We start from the raw sequence: 17,651 nt of genomic DNA, 5'->3' as shown, positions 1-17,651 counted from the left end.
TCCTGACCGGGGAAGATGGGCGGCGTGAGCCATCCTGCCGACCTCGTCACGGTCCTCGACCGGGGCGAGGAACCCTCCCCCCTCCCCACACCGCCGACCGCACGGACGGGCCGAGAGACGACGGAGACGACGGAGGGGACGGACGGGCCACGGGCCGTGCGCCTCGAACAGCGCCGGCCCCGGAACCCGTTGTGGCGCGGTCGCGCGCCGCGGGCCTGAGGGGACGGCGGACGACCACGATGACCGCTCGTTCCGCGCGGCCGGGACCGCGCGCCCCTGCACGCGTGCCGCGAAACGGCGACTCGCCGCCGGCACCGGAGCGCCGCGCCCGGGGAGACCGCTCCCGCCGCTCTACGGTTGCGCATATGCGCAATTCACAGAGTGTCCGCGCGGAGAAGCGCGCGCCGCGCCCTCCGGGCGCCAAGGCGGCGCCCGAACGCCGGCAGACCCCGCGGGTCCCGGAACCGGTGGGCCGACCGCGCGACGGGCGTACGGGGTGGGTGTCCGCTCCCGCCGCGCTCGCGCACCGCGCCCGCACGCGGCTGAGGCGGGCCTGGGACCGGCCACTGACCGGCTATTACCTGGTGGCGGGCAGCGCGGCGCTGATCGCCGGCCTGGGCCTGGTGATGGTGTTCTCCTCCTCGCAGATCCAGGCGCTGCGCTCCGGCCTTCCGGCCACCTACTTTCTGCGCAGGCAGATCATGTTCGCGGTGATCGGCGCGGCGCTGGCGCTGCCGGCCGCCCGGATGCCGATGAAGGCCCACCGGTGGCTGGCCTACCCCCTGCTGGCCGGGTCCGTGCTCCTGATGGCGCTGGTCCAGGTGCCGGGGCTGGGGCGGACCGTCAACGGCAACACCAACTGGCTCGACCTGGGCGGGCCGTTCGTGCTCCAGCCCAGCGAGTTCGCCAAGGTCGCGTTCGTCGTGTGGGGCGCGGACCTGCTGGCCCGCAAGCAGCAGCACAAGCTGCTGGGCCAGTGGAAGCACCTGCTCGTGCCGCTGGTGCCCGGCGCCCTGCTGCTGCTGGGGCTGATGATGCTCGGCGGGGACATGGGGACCGCGGTCATCCTGTGCGCCGTGCTGTTCGGCCTGCTGTGGCTGACCGGTGCGCCACTGCGGCTCTTCGTGGCCGCCCTGACGGGCACGGCCCTCCTGGCCACCGTGCTGATCATGACAGCCCCGCACCGGGTGTCGCGGTTCGCCTGCCTCGGCGCGACCGACCCGGGCCCGAACGACCAGTGCTGGCAGGTGGTGCACGGTCTGTACGCGCTGTCGACGGGCGGCCTGTTCGGCAACGGCATCGGCGCCAGCGTGGAGAAGTGGGGCCAGCTGCCGGAACCGCACACCGACTTCATCTTCGCCGTCACCGGGGAGGAACTGGGCCTGTTCGGCACCCTGTCCGTACTGGCCCTGTTCGCCGCGCTGTTCGCGGGCGGCCTGCGCATCGCCACCCGCCGCAGCGACCCGTTCGTGCGCCTGGCGGCCGGCTCCGTCGTCACCTGGCTCGCGGTGCAGGCCTTCATCAACCTCGGCGGCGTCCTGGGGCTCGTGCCCATCGCGGGCGTACCCCTGCCGCTGTTCTCCTACGGCGGCAGCTCGCTGATCGCCACCCTGTACGCGGTGGGGCTCCTGCTCGCCGCGGCCCGCAGCGAACCCGCGGTCCGCAAGGCGCTGGAGGGCCGCGGACGCCGGGTGCGCTCGGCCCTGCTGCCGCGCCGCGCCGGGCGCCGCCGCTGAGGCGCCCGGGGTCTGATGCCAGGCCCTGGGTCAGGCGGACAGCGGGCGTTGCAGCCGGATGCCCTGGAGGATGCCCACGGCGACCCAGCCGGCGAACATCGACGAGCCGCCGTAGCTGACGAACGGCAGCGGCAGCCCGGTGACCGGCATGATGCCGAGGTTCATGCCGATGTTCTCGAAGGCCTGGAAGGCCAGCCAGGCCGCGATGCCCGTCGCGACCACCGTTCCGTACAGGTCGGGGCAGGCGCGGGCGATGCGCAGCGCGCGCCACAGCACCACGCCGAGCAGGGCGATCAGCGCCCCGGCGCCCAGGAAGCCCAACTCCTCCCCCGCCACACTGAAGACGAAGTCGGTCTGCTGCTCGGGCACGAACTGCCCGGTGGTCTGCGCTCCGTGGAACAGCCCCTGGCCCAGCAGACCGCCGGCGCCGATGGCGATCCGGGCCTGGCTGGTGTTGTAGCCGACCCCGGACGGGTCGAGGGCGGGATCGGCGAACGCGGCGAACCGGTTGATCTGGTACTGGTCCAGCAGATGCAGCTGCCACACCGCCACGGCCCCCAGGGCTCCGGCCGCGAGCAGGCCGGTGACCCAGCGCGCGGAGGCACCGGAGGCGAGCAGCACCCCGAGCACGATCACGCCGATGCCCATGAACTGCCCGAGGTCCGGCGTGAGGAGGACCAGCAGGGCGGGCACGCCGGCCACCGCCAGGGACTCCAGGACGCTGCGGTTGTCCGGGCTCGGCCGGTCGCCCGTGTCCACCTTGGTGGCCAGCAGCACGGCCATGGCCAGCACGATGGCGACCTTGACGAACTCCGCGGGCTGGATGGACATCCCGCCGATCATGATCCAGCGCCGCGACCCGTTGACCGTCGCGCCCAGCGGCGTCAGTACGGCGAGTACCAGCAGGAGCGTGACGCCGTACAGGACGGGGACGAGGTCCCGCAGCCGGCGCGGGCCCAGCCACATGGTGCCCACGGCCAGGGCGACCCCGATGGCGATGTTGATCAGATGGCGCGTCAGGAAGGCGTACGGGTCGCCCTCGGTCAGCTGGGTGCGGCCGCGGGTCGCGGAGTACACCAGCAGCGCGCCCAGCACCGACAGGGCCAGCGCGGCGCCCAGCAGCGGCCAGTCCAGCCGCCGCAGCAGCGAGCCGAAGGCCGTCCGCGGCCCCGGCCCCGCGCGCCGGCCCGTCGTCCGGGTGATCCCCGGCCCCATGAGCCCGCTCCCGACGTCCATCGCGGCTCTCCTTCGCTCTGGTTCACGCCGGTTCGCTCCGGTTGGCTCGGACCGCGCCCCGGCAGGCCGTCCCGGCTCCCGCACGGCACGGACGCCATCATCTCCCACTTGCGCAATTCGTTAAGTGAAGCACGCCGAGGAACGGTGGGGTTCAACGACCCCCTTACGCCCCCCTCCCCTGGTCACGCCCGCTCGGCAGGCTCTACGCTGGCCCCTCGTGAAGGACTCCGTGACCACCGACGAAGGCTCCTCGCGGAATCGTCTTCGCACCCTCTCGTACCACCGAGTGCCCGCCGTGGCCGGTTATCTGTGCCTGCTCGTGGGTGTGCTCGACATCGCGGGGGCGATCTTCCCCCGTGTGCGGCACGGGCGGGTGCAGACGCTGGCCGTGGCCCTGCCCGGCGCCGTGTCGACCCTGGCGACCGCCGCCTCGCTGATCGTGGGCGTGCTGATGGTGATGCTGGCGCACGCGCTGCGCCGCCGCAAACGGCGTGCCTGGCGGGGGGTGATGATCCTGCTGCCCACGGGCGCGGCACTGCAACTGCTGCACTGGCACCAGCATGTGCCCGGCGCCGTCACCGTGCTGCTGTTCGTCCTGCTGCTCGTCGCCCGCCGGGAGTTCTACGCGCTGTCCGACCCGCGCACCCGGTGGCGGGCGGTGTGGAACTTCCTCCTGTTGAGCGCCTTCAGCTTCGGCGCCGGACTGCTGATCGTCGGCGCGCACCGCCGCAAGGTCGCCGCGGCCCCGCTGTCCGACCGGATCCAGCACGTCGCCTACGGCCTGGTCGGCATCGAGGGACCGGTGCACTACGCCAGCGACCGCACCGGCGACCTCGTGTACTACTCGCTCGCCGGGCTCGGCCTGCTGACCGCGGCCACCACCCTCTACCTCGCGCTGCGCCCCTCCACACCCGTACCCGTCCTCGGCGACGACGAGGAACGGCGGCTGCGCGCCCTGCTGGACCGGCACGGTGAGCGGGACTCGCTCGGCTACTTCGCGCTGCGCCGCGACAAGAACGTGCTCTTCTCCCCCACCGGGAAGGCGGCGATCGCCTACCGGGTGGTGTCCGGCGTGATGCTCGCCGGCGGCGACCCGATCGGCGACGTGGAGGCCTGGCCGGGCGCCATCAAGGAGTTCATGGACACCGCCGCCCGACACGCCTGGGTCCCCGCGGTGATGGGGTGCAGCGAGACCGGCGGCGAGGTGTGGACCCGCGAAGCCGGCCTGAACGCGCTGGAGATCGGCGACGAGGCCGTCGTCGACACCGACGCCTTCACCCTGTCCGGGCGGCCGATGCGCAACGTCCGGCAGATGGTCAACCGCATCGAACGCGGCGGCTACACCTGCCGCGTCCGCCGTGTGCGCGATCTGTCCGCGCAGGAGACCGAGCAGATCCGGGCGGCGGCGGCCGCCTGGCGCGGCACCGCGGTGGAGCGCGGGTTCTCCATGGCCCTCGGCCGCTTCGGCGCGCCCGGCGACGGCGACTGCGTGGTCGTCACCGCGCACAAGGAGCCGGAAAGCGGCGCCCCCGCGCCCGGTGGGGACATCCGCGCCGTCCTGCACTTCGTGCCCTGGGGCTCGGACGGGATCTCCCTGGATCTGATGCGCCGCGACCGCACGGCCGACCCCGGCCTGAACGAACTCCTCATCGTCAAGGCCCTCCAGCAGGCCCCCGGCCTGGGCGTCAGCCGGGTCTCGCTGAACTTCGCGATGTTCCGCGCCGCGCTCGCCCGCGGTGAACGCCTGGGCGCCGGACCGGCCCTGCGCGCCTGGCGCGGCCTGCTGCTGTTCCTCTCCCGCTGGTTCCAGATCGAGTCGCTGTACAAGTTCAACGCCAAGTTCCAGCCCCGGTGGGAACCGAGGTTCCTGGTCTATCCCGCGGGTCGGGACCTGCTCCGCATCAGCCTGGCCGCGCTCCAGGCCGAGGCGTTCCTCGATCTGTCCTGGCCCGTCCCGTGGCGGCGAAAGCCCCGGCTGCCGGAGCCCGCGCCCGCCAGGTCGGAGCCCGCCGCGCTGGAGCCGCCCGGCGGACCGCCGGTACCATAGTTGCATGGATACGCAAGGACAGGTGTGGGACGCCGATGCGGCGGACCGGGCGGTGGCGGTGCTCAAGGCGGTGGCGGACCCCTCCCGCTACCGGCTGCTGTGGGCACTCAGCCACGGTGAGCAGCCGGTGAGCGAGCTGGCCCGGATACTGGGTGCCCACGTGGCCGCGACCTCCCAGCACCTGGCCAAGCTGCGGGCGGCCGGTCTGGTCACCACGCGCCGGGACGGCACGCGCATCTACTACCGGGCCGCCGAGGTGCGACCCCTGCTGGAGGCCGCGCACCTCGCGGGCACCGACGGCGGCGGCCCGGGCACCGGCGGCCCCGGCGGCGAGGACGGCGCGCTCGCACCACGGCGGGCCACCGCCGCCAACCCGTTGCGCTCGCGCCGCGCGGCCCTGGACGGCACCCCCTGACGCGGCGGCCCCGCGGGACTCAGCCGGCGTACGGGGCGCCCACGGGCGCGGCCGCGTCGCCGGTGTCGTCGAGGCGGTACTCCTCGGGTCCGGCGTCGTAGGCGTACAGCTCGGCGTAGCGGCCCCAGTCGGTGGCCGTCTCCAGCTGCTGCTCGACCTGCTCGCTGGTGTAGTGATGGGCCAGCAGATCACGGAAGAAGCCCGCCCGCGCGGTGCCGTCCGCCTTGCCCCGCACACTGCTGGTGATCACCTTGACCAGCGGCAGCTGGATCGCGGCCCCGGCGAAGATGGTCTTCGACTCCTGGACGTCGGCCCCGGCGAACGCGGTCCCGGTGTCGGTGAGCAGCAGGTCGTTGCCGCTGAACCCGGCGAAACCGAGCAGGTCCAGGGCGTCGACCTGGGGCATGATGTCGTCGACCTCGAGGCCGAGGTCGTCGGCGAGATCGGCGAGGTCGCAGCGCCCGCCCCGGTGCAGCACCAGCTCCGCCAGGCCCGACAGCCCGTCCACGCTCGCCTGCGGCAGCGGGGTGTTGGCCACCGTCCGCTTCTCCAGGTCGGCCTGCTCCTGGCGGCCGGGGGTACGGCTCTCCTTCTGCCGGCCGGTCATGGTGCGGTAGACCCGGTCGATCATGTCCTCGAAGGCGGCGGAGTTGCGGTCGCGGGGCCGGTCCAGACCGACCTCGAAGACCTCGCGGATGGTGCCGTAGGGACGGGAGCCGAGCACCACGATCCGGTCGGCCATCAGGACCGCCTCCTCGATGTTGTGGGTGACCAGCACGATGGCCCGGGTCGGGAACTGGCCCGACTCCCACAGCTCCATCAGCTCGCCGCGCAGGTTCTCCGCGGTGAGCACGTCCAGGGCGGAGAAGGGCTCGTCCATCATCAGCACGTCCGGCTCGACCACCAGCGCGCGGGCGAAGCCGACGCGCTGGCGCATGCCGCCCGACAGCTCCTTGGGGTAGGCGGACTCGAAGCCGTCCAGGCCGATCAGGTCGATGGCCAGGCGGGCGGCCTCGGCGCGCTCCACGGGGTGCACACCCTTGGCCTCCAGGCCGAGTTCGACGTTCTGCTGCACGGTCAGCCAGGGCAGCAGCGCGAACGTCTGGAACACCATCGCCGTACCGGGGTTGGCGCCGGTCAGCGGGGCGCCCTTGTAGCTGACGGTGCCCGAGCTGGCCGGGAGGAGTCCGGCCAGACAGCGCAGCAGCGTCGACTTGCCCGAGCCGGACTTGCCCAGCAGCGCGACGACCTCACCGGCGCGGATCTGAAGGTCGATGCCGGAGAGCACGGGCAGTTCGCCGTCGGCGCCCGCGTACGACTTCGTCAGGCCGACGGTTTCCAGCAGCAGCTCGCCGTCGGCCGGGCGGGCGTTCTTCGTGACCTCGAGGGTGTTCATCGCCATGGCATGTCCAAGCTGTGGGGTGCGGAGTACGAGCGGGCGCCCGGGGCGCGGACGGAGGGGGATCACAGGGAGTACCGGGACTCGGCCAGCCGGTACAGCCGGCGCCAGAGGAAGCGGTTGAGGCAGACGACGTAGGCGCTCATCACCACGACGCCGGCGATCAGCTGGGGATGGTTGCCCTCCTCCGTGGCGCGGGCGATGTAGGCGCCCAGGCCCGTGGCGGTGAGCGTGACGCCGCCGAAGGTGACGACCTCGGCGACGATGGAGGCGTTCCAGGCGCCGCCGGAGGCGGTGATGCCGCCGGTGACGTAGGAGGGGAAGATGCCGGGGATGATCAGCCGCCGCCAGCGCTGCCAGCCTCGCACCCCGAGGTCGTCCATGGCCTCACGCAGGTCCGTGGGTATGGCCATGGCACCGGCGATGGTGTTGAACAGGATGTACCACTGGGCGCCCAGCGCCATCAGGAAGATGCCGCCGATGTCGATGCTCAGGCCGGTCCGCAGGAAGAACCACACGGCCAGCGGGAAGAGGAAGTTCGCCGGGAAGGACGCCAGCACCTGCACCACGGGCTGGGCGATCCTCGTCAGCCGCGGCGAGAAACCGATCTTCACGCCGATCGGCACCCACACCACTGTGGCCACGGCGACCAGGACGGTGACGCGGGCCAGGGTGGCGAGCCCGAGCAGCAGTGGTTCGCCGAAGACGCCCAGGCCCGTGTGGTCGTACAGGTAGAGGCAGAGGTCGACCAGGCCCCAGACGATCAGTCCGCCCGCCACCAGGGCGAAGGCGACGTCCCCGGCGCGCCGCTTGCCCTGCTGCACCACGAGCGGCCGGTCGTCGGTGCCGAAGACGCGCCCGGCCCGGCTCAGCGCCCGGCCGGCCGGACGCAGCAGGCGGCCGGCCAGCCGGGGCCAGTCGGAGCGGCGCAGGAAGTCCAGGACGACCGACCGCTGCACCTCGCTGGCCTCGGACTGCTCGATCTTGAACTTCTCCGCCCAGGCGGTCAGCGGGCGCCAGAACAGGAAGTTCACCCCGATCACCATGATCGCCATGGTGAGGATGGCGCAGCCGACCTTGGCCAGGTCGCCGTCGGCGATCGCGGCCCCGGCGTAGGACCCGACGCCGGGCAGGGCGTAGTCGGTGTGACCGAGGGTGACCGCCTCGGAGGCGACGAGGAAGAACCAGCCGCCGCCGAAGCTCATCATGCCGTTCCAGACCAGGCCGATCATCCCGGCGGGCAGCTCCACCTTCCAGAAGCGCATCCAACGGGTGAAGCCGAACGACCGCGACAGCTCGTCCAGTTCGCGCGGCAGCGAGGTGAGGGAGTGGTAGAAGCCGAAGGTCATGTTCCACGCCTGGGAGGTGAAGATCGCGAAGATCGAGGCACACTCCAGGCCGAGCATCGAGCCCGGGAACAGCGCGACGAGCCCGGTCACCGCCACCGTCAGGAACGCCAGCACCGGCACGGACTGGAGGATGTCCAGCGCCGGGATCAGGACCCGTTCCAGACGGCGGCTCTTGGCGGCGGCGTAGGCGTAGACGAAGGTGAACACCGTGGACAGGGTCAGGGCGACGAACATGCGCAGCAGTGAGCGGGCGGCATCGTAGGGCAGCTGTTCGATGCCGGTGTCCACCTTCGCGGACTGGCTGGTGGAGAACGAGACCGTGATCCCTTTCCCCACGTGCAGAGTGACGTACAGCAGCACCAGAACCGCTGCGGCGACAACCAGGTCCACCCAGGTCATCCGGGTGAGACCGCCGGCGACCCGGGCGGGGAACGAGGCCCGCGAGCGCGAGGCGGGCGCACTCGTCCGGAACGACATCACAGGCACCTCCAACCGCGCTCCGCCCGGACTGCGGCACATGGATGCCCCGGTGCGAGCGCGCCGCGGTGGCGACGCTCGCCCAGGGCCAGGCATGACAGGGTACGGCGAGAAAGCGGCAAAAAGAGAAGAAGGGAAGAAGAGGGGAAGAAGGAGGGGGAAAGAGGAACGCAAGAAGAAACGAGAAGAACGAGAAAAAAGCGGACGACCGGGGCGGCGGTCAGAGATCGCCGGAGAGGCCGCGCGGACTGGGTGGGTCGATGTCCACGAGTGCCTCCGTTCAGCCATGCGGTTCCGTCGGGGGACACGGGCCTCGCGCACGGCGCGACAGGCGGGTGCCGACAGGTAGTGTGCCGCTTATTGCGTTGACACGCAAATAGAGCGGCCCCGGCGGTCTGGAGCGCCGAGGCCGGAGGGCGAGAACGCCGAGGCCGGAGGGCTGGAACGCCGAGGCCGAGGGCTGGAACGCCGAGGCCGGGGGGTCAGGCGTCGCGTCGCCGCAGCGACCACCAGCCGGCCAGCAACGCGGCCGCCGCCCACAGCGCGGTCACCGCGAGCCCCGTCCACGGACCGGGACCGCCGGCCACCTGCTGGTGCAGGACCTGTTGTCCGGCCCGGTCCGGCAGATAGCCGGCGGCACCCTCGGCGATGTCTCCGACCACGAAGGACACGATCAGGATGAACGGGATGAGCAGGCTGAGCACCGCGACGGCGCTGCGCAGCAGGAAGGTCAGTCCCGCGGCGAGCAGGGCCATCAGGGCGAGGTAGATCCCGGCGCCGACGCAGGCCCGCAGCGCTCCCGGCGCGTCGAGGCCGATGGCGTACTCCCCCAGGAACGCCTGGCCCACGAGGAACGTGGTGAATCCGGTCACGAGCCCCACGGCGAGGGCGGCGGCCCCCAGGACGGCCGTCTTGGCCGCGCAGAACAGGCCACGGCGCGGCACGACCGACAGGGAGATCCGCAGGGCACCGCCCGTGTACTCGGACGAGACGGCGGTGGCCCCGAAGGCGACGGCGGCGATCTGCGCGAAGTTGATCGCGTAGAAGGCGCCGAAGAGGGGATCCTCACCGTTGTCCGCCTCCGCCCGGCCGACGGTGGAGTAGACGAGCAGGGTGATGGCCAGGGTGGCGGCGAAGACCGCGACGAGCGAGCCGAAGCTCGCCCGCACCGACCTGATCTTGATCCACTCGGAGTGGAGAACGGCCGTGACGGACATGGTCACACCTCCTGCGGGGTGGTCGGGGACGCGGCGGCCCCGGTGGCCGCGGCGGTCTCGGTGGCCGCGGCGGCGAACTCGGCCTCGCCCGTGGTGAGGGCGAGATAGGCCTGCTCCAGGGAGGCCCGTTCGTCGGTGAGCTGGAGGACCGGGATGCCTTCGCGGGCGGCGACCGCTCCGATCTGCTCGGCTCTGGCGCCCTCGACCACCAGCGGGCCGCCGCCGTCGCCGTCCGCCACCGTGTATCCCTCGGCAAGGAGCGCGGCCCGCAGCCGGGCGGGGGCGCCGACGCGCACCCGGACGCGCGGCCGGCTGTGCTGGTCGATGAAGTCCTCCATGGGGGTGTCGGCGAGCAGCCGGCCCCGGCCGAGCACGACAAGGTGGTCGGCGAAGGCCGCGGTCTCGTTCATCAGGTGGCTGGAGACCAGGACCGTGCGGCCCTCCCGGGCCAGCCGGCGCAGCAGCTCGCGCATCCAGACGATCCCTTCCGGGTCGAGACCGTTGGCGGGTTCGTCCAGCATGAGGACGGGCGGGTCCCCGAGGAGCGCGGCGGCCACGCCGAGGCGCTGGCGCATGCCGAGGGAGAAGGTGCGGATGCGGCGGCGTGCCACGGTGGCCAGACCGGTGTCCTCGAGGACCTCCTCCACACGGCGGGCCGGGAGGCGGTTGCTGACGGCGAGGAAGCGCAGATGGTCGCGGGCGGTGCGGGAACCGTGGGCCGCCTGCGCGTCCAGCAGGGCGCCGACGGTGCGCAGGGGTTCACTCAGGGACGTGTAGGGGCGGCCGCCCACGGTGGCGGAGCCGGCGGTGGGGCGGTCGAGGCCGAGGACGAGCCGCATGGTGGTGGACTTGCCGGCACCGTTGGGGCCCAGGAACCCGGTGACCCGGCCCGGTTCGATGCTGCACGTCAGACGGTCGACGGCCCGGGTGTCGCGGTACTCCTTCGTGAGGTCCCGCAGTTGGATACTGTTCATGGCTACAGCGTGGCCGCGCGGGCGGGGGTTGGGCCTCCCCCACCGGAGGAGGCCGCCTCCCCCGTGCGGGGGAGACGGCGGTCCGGCCCGCTCTGCGAGGATGACGGCATGCCAGGCCCGCTGTCCCAGCTGTCTCCGCTGACCCAGGCGGTCACCTACACCCGTTGGCTCCACCTGCTGATGGGGGCGATCGTGCCGATCGTCTGCGCCATGGTCTATCCGGGCCTGGCCGACCCGTCGGCCGCCGACTGGGCACTGATCGCGGTGCTTCCGGTCCCTCTGGTACTGGCCGTTGCCCTGGTGCCCTCGATCCGCCGCGCGGAGGGGCTCCAGGCACGGCTGATGCTGTTCCCCGGGCCGCATGCCCGCGTGCGGAGCGATGAGGATCCGGGCGTCTCCGCCATGCCGTCCGCCTCGTGGAGCGACCGGGCCAGAACGGGTGCCTGGATGGTGCTGCGCATGGAGGCGGGACTCGCCCTCGCGCTGGTGTCGGGCCAGTTGATGGCGCTGTCGCTGTCGCTCGTCGGGGCGGCCACCGGGGATCCCGGCGTCGCCGACCCGTTCCTTCAGGTTCCCGGGACCGGCTGGGGGTACGCCCTCCTCGTACCGGTGCCCGTGCTGGTGCTGCTCGCGGTGGCCGCCGCGGCGGGCGCCCTCATGTCCCAGGCCGCCCGCCGTCTGCTGGGGCCGTCGGTCAGGGAGCGGCTGTCGGAACTGGAGGAGCGCACCGAGCGGCTGCTGGAACGCAACCGGATCGCGCGGGAGTTGCACGACTCCCTCGGCCACGCGCTGACGCTGGCCGTGGTCCAGGCGGGTGCCGCGCGGGCGGCCGCCGACCCGAAGTTCACCGACCGGGCGCTGGAGGCCATCGAGGAGACCGGCCGGGCCGCGCTGGAGGACCTGGAGCAGGTGCTGCTCATGCTCCGGGACACGGGACGGCCGGCCGGCCCACGCCCCGCTCTCGGCCAGGCGGACCGGCTGCTGGAATCCGCGCGGTCCTCGGGCGCCCGGGTCGACGCCGAGGTGACCGGACCGCTGGAGGACGTACCCGGACCGGTCTCCCGCGAGGGCTACCGGATCCTCCAGGAGGCGCTCACCAACGTGCTGCGGCACGCGGGGCCCGTCGACGTGCGCGTCCGCATCGCCGTGGAGCGAGCACGGCTGCGGCTGGAGGTGCGCAACTCACTGGCCGGGGCGGGCTCGACGGCCGGCGGCGGGGGCTCGACGGCCGACGCGGTCAGGGCGGCGGGCGGCGCGGCCGGGGCGGGTGGTGGCCGCGGGCTGCGCGGGATCCGGGAGCGGGCGGCGCTGCTCGGCGGCGAGGCCAGGGCGGGCCGGGAGGGCGACGGGTGGCTGGTGCGCGTCGACCTGCCACTGCGGTGATCCGGTGCCTGCCGGGACACTAGGCTGACCGAATGGCGATCACCGTTCTCCTCGTCGACGACGAGCCGCTCGTGCGGGCGGGTCTGCGTGCCGTGCTGGAGGCGCAGCCGGACATCGAGGTGGTGGGCGAGGCGGCCGACGGGGCCGCCGTGATCCCCCTGGTGCGGCAACTGCGCCCCGACGTCGTCGCGATGGACGTACGCATGCCGCTCATGGACGGCATCGAGGCCACCCGGGCCGTGCTGCGCACCGTGCCGGACCCCCCGAAGATCGTGGTGGTGACGACCTTCGAGAACGACGAGTACGTGTACGGGGCGCTGCGCGCGGGCGCCGACGGCTTCCTGCTCAAGCGGGCACGCCCGGCGGAGATCGTGCACGCGGTACGGCTGGTGGCCGCGGGTGACTCGCTGCTGTTCCCGGCGGCGCTGCGGGAGTTGGCCGCCCGGTACGGCGAGGACCACGGCAACACGGCGGCCCGCACGGCCATGGAGCGCGCCGCGCTGACCGACCGGGAGGAACAGGTGCTGCGCCTCATGGCCCGCGGCCTGTCGAACGCGGAGATCGCCGCACGTCTGGTGGTGGGCACCGAGACCGTCAAGTCCCACGTGAGTGCGGTCCTGACCAAACTCGGCGCCCGCGACCGCACCCAGGCGGTCATCGCGGCGTACGAGTCCGGTTTTGTCGCGCCGGGTTGAGCCCGGGGCGGGCGGGTGGTCCCGCGCCATGACACGTCGCGGAGCCGGGCCCGGGGGCAACGGTGTCAGGGCCAGGCAGCCCTTCAGTTCTGGTTCACCGGCCAGACTGCAGCCGGGTCGCAGTGGGCCGGGCAAGCCAGCAGATAGACCTCGTTGCTGAGGAAGAGCCCGTAGGTGTCGGCGCCGATGCTGTAGGGCTGCTCAGGTTGGCCCGGATGGACGGCGAACTCCATGCCCTCCGGAACCTGGCAGAGGTACACCAGATCGGCGCCGCACGCGCACCGGTAGAACTCGGGGTATTGCGCCCAGGACGGCATACCGCCCACTTTGAATGTCTGGGCCCCCAGCCCTCGCGCGTTGGGATGGTCCACGAAGGGGCGCAGGGTCAGCGGAAGGGCGCACAGGGATGGTTCGGACTCCGCCACAGGCAGCCTCGCATGGCGCTGGAGGAGCAGGCTCCAGAACGGACCCGGATACGGCGGCTGTGGAGCGTCCCAGTACCGGGGCACGAGCCGGCCGTCAGTGAGTTGCGGGTCGGATGCGTCGTTGTGCGCCCGGCAGTGAAAGACCAACAGGTGGTCTCCGCCGAAGGGTTCCAGGTCCGGAGGAATATCGAACTGGAAGAACAGCGCCATCCGATCGCCACAGAAGCACTCCGGCCACTCCTGGTCCTCGTTGAGGAAGGGCCAGCCGCCCACCGAGTTCCGCGTCGGCCGGGCGAGAGCCTCGGTTCCGACCACGATCGCGTGCGCGGGCAGCCCCGCCCGCATGTCCCGCACATCAGGTTCGACCATCCGCTCACTCTAGGACCTGTCGTCAAAGTGCTCTTGACTGGATGATCGATTTTAAGGGGGTGGGCCCTGTGGCAATCAGTTCGCCCCATGGTGAGTGGGGAGCAGCCGGGTGGCGGCGATGTTGAGGCGCATGCCGCAGGGAATACGGCCGTCGGCATCCAGTAGGGCTGGGGCAGCGGCGAGGAACTCGGCGCGTAGGCTCGCGGTCTGCTCCGGGTCGAGCACCACCATGTCGTAGAAGACTTCGGTGGTGAAATCCCAGACCTGTTCCGGGGTGCCGCCCAAGTCGATGACGACGGTGTCCCAGCTCACCGGCGCGAATCCCGCTGGGCCCAGCAATTCGTCCAGGCCCTCCCGGCTGCGGGCCCTGCCATCGCCGAGCCGCGGTATGGACCGCTCCGGCGATGCCGCCTTGAAGTAGGGGCGGGCGAGGGTCAGGAACAGGCTCATGGCCTGGCCGTCGACGGCCCCGCCCCCGACGGCGACGGCGAGCCGGCCATCGGGCGCCAGCACCCGAGCCGCCTCGGCGGCTATCCGGTCCACGTCGTGCATCAGCATCAGCGCCATGTGCGACACCACGGCGTCGAAGGAGTTGTCGGCGAAGGGCAGTTCCTGGGCCCGCCCTTGCCGCAGGTCCGCACAGGTGAGAGCAGGACGCATCCGGGCCAGCGCCAGCTCCTGGTCCGACAGGTCGATGCCCGCCAGCTCCTCGGCACCGGCCGCGGCCAGCACCTCCAGCAGCGCGCCGTCCGCGCAGCCCAGGTCAAGCACCCGACGGGCCCCGGCGACCTCGGCGGCCAGAACCTGGTAACCGGTGCGGCCGTCCGCGAGCGGGGCCCGCTCCGTGTTGACCGACTGGCGCCCGGGTCCTTTGTTGTGGAAGTCGCGCAGGAACATCTCGGCGGCGTCGGAACTGGATCCGCGGGACGAGGGAGTTGTGGTCATCCCCCGGACCCTACAAGGCAGTTGCCGAACGCGCCCACACACCAACCAGCCCGTCATGCGGTCGCTGACCACGCATGACCACTGACGGCTTGGAATCGATCACCTAGCCGACCAGGCGGCGGCGCCAGTCCAGGGGGGTGACGGTGATGGCCCGGCCGGGGTCATGGCCCCACTCGGCGTGGAGACCGACTGCTTCGAGTGCGGCCACGACCTCGTGGCCAATGGCTGCAGTGGTCTCGGACGAGCCATCGAAACCGCCGTAGAGGAGCATCAGTCCGTGGCCGGCCGCGGCAGAGTCCGTGCACTGGGCGTGGAAGTAGACGAAGCCGCGGGCGTCGGGGCCGCCTTCACCACCGATCTCGGACTGGCCACAGCTACGGCAACAGGTGAAGTTCTCGCGGGCCGTGATACCGGCATCCTGCAGGGCGGTGAACGCGCGGGTCAGCCGCTCAGGGTCCGTCTCGCCCTGCCACTCGGCCTGTTCCGCGACCCGCTCCAGCCACAACCGGTCGGCCAGCGACTGTGCCTGCTCGCGCGAGACGGGCCGGCGCTCATGGGTGACCAGATACTCCTCAGCGAGCTCGGCCAGTTCGGCGAGAGAGGCGTAGCCGCCAACCAGCACCTCACGGACGCGCTTCTCCAACTCCTCGCGCTCGTCTTCGTGAAGGTCGAGCGGCGGCACCTCGCTGGCGGGACCCATGTCCAGCAGCGACCAAGCCAGACCACCGTCCCATCCGGCCTCCTGGCATGCCCAGCCGGTCATCGCCGCAATCACGCCCTCGGGCTCGTCGATCATCGCCTGGAACTGCCGGTCAGCGGCACCGTCGCGGTACTCCAGCGTGTAGTCAGCACCGGCCTTGTGCCACACCTGGGCGAAGACGTCAGGCAGGTCGGGTATCCGCTGGACCACCAGGAACCGGTCACCGTCACCACCGATCCGCCGGACCAGCCTTGCCAGCTCCTCGGCGGACACACGGACGTGCCGCTCCCAGTTCTCCGTCTTCACCACGATCTCGAGCATGCGCAGACACTGACATACCCCTCTGACAGCAGACCTCTCGGGACCCGCGACGCAACTGCTGCTGCGACGGCTCGACCAGTCCCGATACTGCTGGTCCCAGTTCGGCATGGGGGGCGAGCCCGGCTGGGCGGGGTCAAGCTGAGGGGGCGCGGTGGCGCTGTCGCGCGGCCGGCAGGTCCAGCTCGACTCGGACCGTCTTCCCGGGCAGAGACACGCCCAGGGACACTCGGTCCAGCACCTTCCACCGGTCGGCGAGCGCGTCGACGAGCAACAGGCCCCGACCCGTCTCGTCGAGAAGGGGCAGTGACGGTGGGAGGTCGGCGGGCCCCGGCGGCAGGCGTTCACCTCGGGTGTCGGACACCTCGATGCGCAGCAGGACGTCCGGGGTGTGCGCCAGACGCAGTTCGAAGTCCCGGCCGGGTACGCGGCCGTGGGTCACGGCGTTGGCGGCCAGTTCTCCGACGATCGTGGCGGCGGTGTCCGAGAGCGAGGTGCCGTGCGGGATGCCCCAGGTGTGCAGTTGGGTGAGGGCGAGGTGCCGGGCGAGGCGGGCGCCGAGTGGGGTGGAGCTGAAACGCTGACTGAACATACGTACGGTAACCGACGGTTGAGGCGCGGAGGGTGCGGTCATGGGCCCAATCTGGCGGCCCGGACCACCCTTTGACCAGGCAGGCAGTGCGTACGCTGCGGCAGCGTACACAGTCACGGACTGGACGGTACACATGACGACCCGTAACCATGGTCGTGCTCGATGTGTGCGGCGGGGCGGGTGCGCGGGAGGTGGCCGATGGTGGCGGACAGCACGGTGGGCGCGGGGACGGGCGGCGAGCCCGATTGCTCGGACAGTCTGCGGACGTTCGGCGCGGTCGTCCAGGCGCTGCGGGAGCACGCCGGGCTGAGCCGGGCTGAACTGGGCGAGCGGGTCCGTTTCTCCAAACACACGGTGGCATCGGTGGAATTGGGGCGCCGCATGCCGGACCCGGCCTTCGTGGAGCGGGCGGAGGAGGCCCTGGGCAACACGGGCGCGCTACGGAAGGCCGCGGGCCACTTGGCTCGGCAGCCGGGGCTGGCGGCGTGGTTTCGGCAGTGGGCGCGGCTGGAGAAATCTGCCATCACCTACTGGACGTACGAGTGCCGCGTCATCCCTGGGTTTCTGCAGACGGAGGCCTACGCACGTGCGATCACTGTCAGCGTCCCGCCAGTGAAGGAGGAGGAGCAGGTAGATGACCAGGTGGCCGCACGTCTGGAGCGGCAGCAGCTCCTGGACCACAAGCCACCCATCGCGTTCAGCTTCATCATCGAGCAGGCACTCATCGAGCGCACGACAGGTGGCGACGACGTTACGCGCGAGCTGATCGACCACTTGATCGTCCAGTCGAGCCGCTTCAACGTCGAGTTGCAGGTCATGCCGCTACGACAGCCTGACCACGCGGGATTCGATGGACCGCTGATGTTGCTGGAGACGCCGGACCACCGATGGTTCGGGTATGCGGAAGGACAGCGCGGCGGGCTTCTGGTCACGAACCCCGGCGAGGTCAGCATCATGTTCCAGCGGTATGCAAAACTGCGTTCGCAGGCTCTCAACCCCGAAGACTCGCGGAGCCTACTGAAGCGAATGCGAGGAGCGCCATGAGCAGCATGTCCGACCTGACTTGGTTCAAGAGCAGTCACAGCGGCTCCGACGGCGACGCTTGCATCGAGGTCGCTCTCACTCCCGCCACTGTCCACGTCCGGGACTCCAAAGACGAGCAGAGCCCTCAGCTGGCCCTCTCCCCCAGCGTGTGGGACGACTTCGTCTCGTACGCCACCCAGATCTAGGCCCTACGCCAGCGCGCCCCGCCCCGGCCAACTCGGGTGCGGGACGCTTGCGCCTACGACTTCGCTGCGTAGTCTGCCGTACCGAGTGATCAACGCTGCCGACCGGGCGAGTCTAGGATGCGCAAGCTGTGGCGCCCGCGCACCA

16 protein-coding genes are annotated in these 17,651 nt (G+C 71.7%); 7 read left to right on the top strand and 9 right to left on the bottom strand.

Translation table 11 applies throughout. From position 1 onward, the window contains the following. Window positions 1–365 precede the first annotated feature (365 nt). Window positions 366–1,736: a putative lipid II flippase FtsW gene (ftsW, locus tag ACIHCX_RS20320; RefSeq protein WP_400031274.1), complete on the top strand. Its 1,371-nt coding sequence runs from the start codon at window positions 366–368 to the stop codon at window positions 1,734–1,736. A 30-nt stretch (window positions 1,737–1,766) separates the two neighbouring features. Here the strand turns inward: ftsW and rodA are convergent, their stop codons facing one another. Then, a complete protein-coding gene (gene rodA, locus ACIHCX_RS20315) occupies window positions 1,767–2,951 on the bottom strand; it encodes a rod shape-determining protein RodA (protein ID WP_400031376.1) in 1,185 nt (394 codons plus the stop codon). A gap of 250 nt (window positions 2,952–3,201) precedes the next feature. Here rodA and ACIHCX_RS20310 point away from each other — a divergent pair, with 250 nt between their 5' ends. Continuing rightward, on the top strand, window positions 3,202–5,019 hold the full coding sequence (locus tag ACIHCX_RS20310) for a phosphatidylglycerol lysyltransferase domain-containing protein (protein ID WP_400031272.1): 1,818 nt from the start codon (window positions 3,202–3,204) through the stop codon (window positions 5,017–5,019). A gap of 4 nt (window positions 5,020–5,023) precedes the next feature. Continuing rightward, entirely contained in the window at window positions 5,024–5,434 is a 411-nt protein-coding gene (locus ACIHCX_RS20305; RefSeq protein WP_400031270.1) for an ArsR/SmtB family transcription factor, read from the top strand. 19 nt (window positions 5,435–5,453) lie between these two features. Here ACIHCX_RS20305 and ACIHCX_RS20300 read toward each other — a convergent pair whose 3' ends face one another. The 4 genes from ACIHCX_RS20300 to ACIHCX_RS20285 all read right to left on the bottom strand — a co-directional run bounded on the left by ACIHCX_RS20300 (window position 5,454) and on the right by ACIHCX_RS20285 (window position 10,850). Next, on the bottom strand, window positions 5,454–6,836 hold the full coding sequence (locus tag ACIHCX_RS20300; protein ID WP_400031268.1) for a nitrate/sulfonate/bicarbonate ABC transporter ATP-binding protein: 1,383 nt from the start codon (window positions 6,834–6,836) through the stop codon (window positions 5,454–5,456). Between the two features lie 62 nt (window positions 6,837–6,898). Beyond that, window positions 6,899–8,659: an ABC transporter permease gene (locus ACIHCX_RS20295; RefSeq protein ID WP_400031266.1), complete on the bottom strand. Its 1,761-nt coding sequence runs from the start codon at window positions 8,657–8,659 to the stop codon at window positions 6,899–6,901. 482 nt (window positions 8,660–9,141) lie between these two features. Beyond that, window positions 9,142–9,876 (bottom strand): ABC transporter permease, encoded by a 735-nt coding sequence (locus ACIHCX_RS20290; protein WP_400031264.1) that lies wholly within the window; start codon window positions 9,874–9,876, stop codon window positions 9,142–9,144. Between the two features lie 2 nt (window positions 9,877–9,878). Further along, entirely contained in the window at window positions 9,879–10,850 is a 972-nt protein-coding gene (locus tag ACIHCX_RS20285) for an ABC transporter ATP-binding protein (protein WP_400031262.1), read from the bottom strand. 108 nt (window positions 10,851–10,958) lie between these two features. Here ACIHCX_RS20285 and ACIHCX_RS20280 point away from each other — a divergent pair, with 108 nt between their 5' ends. Both ACIHCX_RS20280 and ACIHCX_RS20275 read left to right on the top strand, forming a co-directional pair. Beyond that, window positions 10,959–12,233, top strand: coding sequence for a sensor histidine kinase (locus tag ACIHCX_RS20280; RefSeq protein WP_400031260.1), 1,275 nt, complete (start codon window positions 10,959–10,961; stop codon window positions 12,231–12,233). A 32-nt stretch (window positions 12,234–12,265) separates the two neighbouring features. After that, complete coding sequence (locus ACIHCX_RS20275; protein WP_400031258.1) at window positions 12,266–12,928, top strand: response regulator; 663 nt, start codon at window positions 12,266–12,268, stop codon at window positions 12,926–12,928. Between the two features lie 83 nt (window positions 12,929–13,011). On the opposite strand, the gene ACIHCX_RS20270 is transcribed toward ACIHCX_RS20275, so the two are convergent. The 4 genes from ACIHCX_RS20270 to ACIHCX_RS20255 form a co-directional block, all read right to left on the bottom strand. Beyond that, window positions 13,012–13,722: a hypothetical protein gene (locus tag ACIHCX_RS20270; RefSeq protein ID WP_400031256.1), complete on the bottom strand. Its 711-nt coding sequence runs from the start codon at window positions 13,720–13,722 to the stop codon at window positions 13,012–13,014. A gap of 75 nt (window positions 13,723–13,797) precedes the next feature. Continuing rightward, window positions 13,798–14,667 carry a class I SAM-dependent methyltransferase gene (locus ACIHCX_RS20265; protein WP_400031254.1) on the bottom strand — a complete coding sequence of 290 codons (870 nt, stop codon included), beginning with the start codon at window positions 14,665–14,667 and terminating at the stop codon, window positions 13,798–13,800. A gap of 103 nt (window positions 14,668–14,770) precedes the next feature. Next, a complete protein-coding gene (locus tag ACIHCX_RS20260) occupies window positions 14,771–15,688 on the bottom strand; it encodes a DUF6891 domain-containing protein (protein WP_400031252.1) in 918 nt (305 codons plus the stop codon). A 133-nt stretch (window positions 15,689–15,821) separates the two neighbouring features. Further along, window positions 15,822–16,319: an ATP-binding protein gene (locus tag ACIHCX_RS20255; RefSeq protein ID WP_400031250.1), complete on the bottom strand. Its 498-nt coding sequence runs from the start codon at window positions 16,317–16,319 to the stop codon at window positions 15,822–15,824. A gap of 156 nt (window positions 16,320–16,475) precedes the next feature. Here ACIHCX_RS20255 and ACIHCX_RS20250 point away from each other — a divergent pair, with 156 nt between their 5' ends. Both ACIHCX_RS20250 and ACIHCX_RS20245 read left to right on the top strand, forming a co-directional pair. Next, window positions 16,476–17,321: a Scr1 family TA system antitoxin-like transcriptional regulator gene (locus ACIHCX_RS20250; protein ID WP_400031248.1), complete on the top strand. Its 846-nt coding sequence runs from the start codon at window positions 16,476–16,478 to the stop codon at window positions 17,319–17,321. A 5-nt stretch (window positions 17,322–17,326) separates the two neighbouring features. Then, window positions 17,327–17,506, top strand: coding sequence for a DUF397 domain-containing protein (locus ACIHCX_RS20245; protein ID WP_400031246.1), 180 nt, complete (start codon window positions 17,327–17,329; stop codon window positions 17,504–17,506). The last annotated feature ends 145 nt before the right edge of the window (window positions 17,507–17,651 follow it).

The sequence above is a fragment of the Streptomyces sp. NPDC052043 genome (genome assembly GCF_044548235.1).
In the GTDB taxonomy this organism is placed as follows: domain Bacteria; phylum Actinomycetota; class Actinomycetes; order Streptomycetales; family Streptomycetaceae; genus Streptomyces.
The sequence above is the reverse complement of the archived record's forward strand: the minus strand, read 5'-3'. Positions and strand labels throughout refer to the sequence as shown.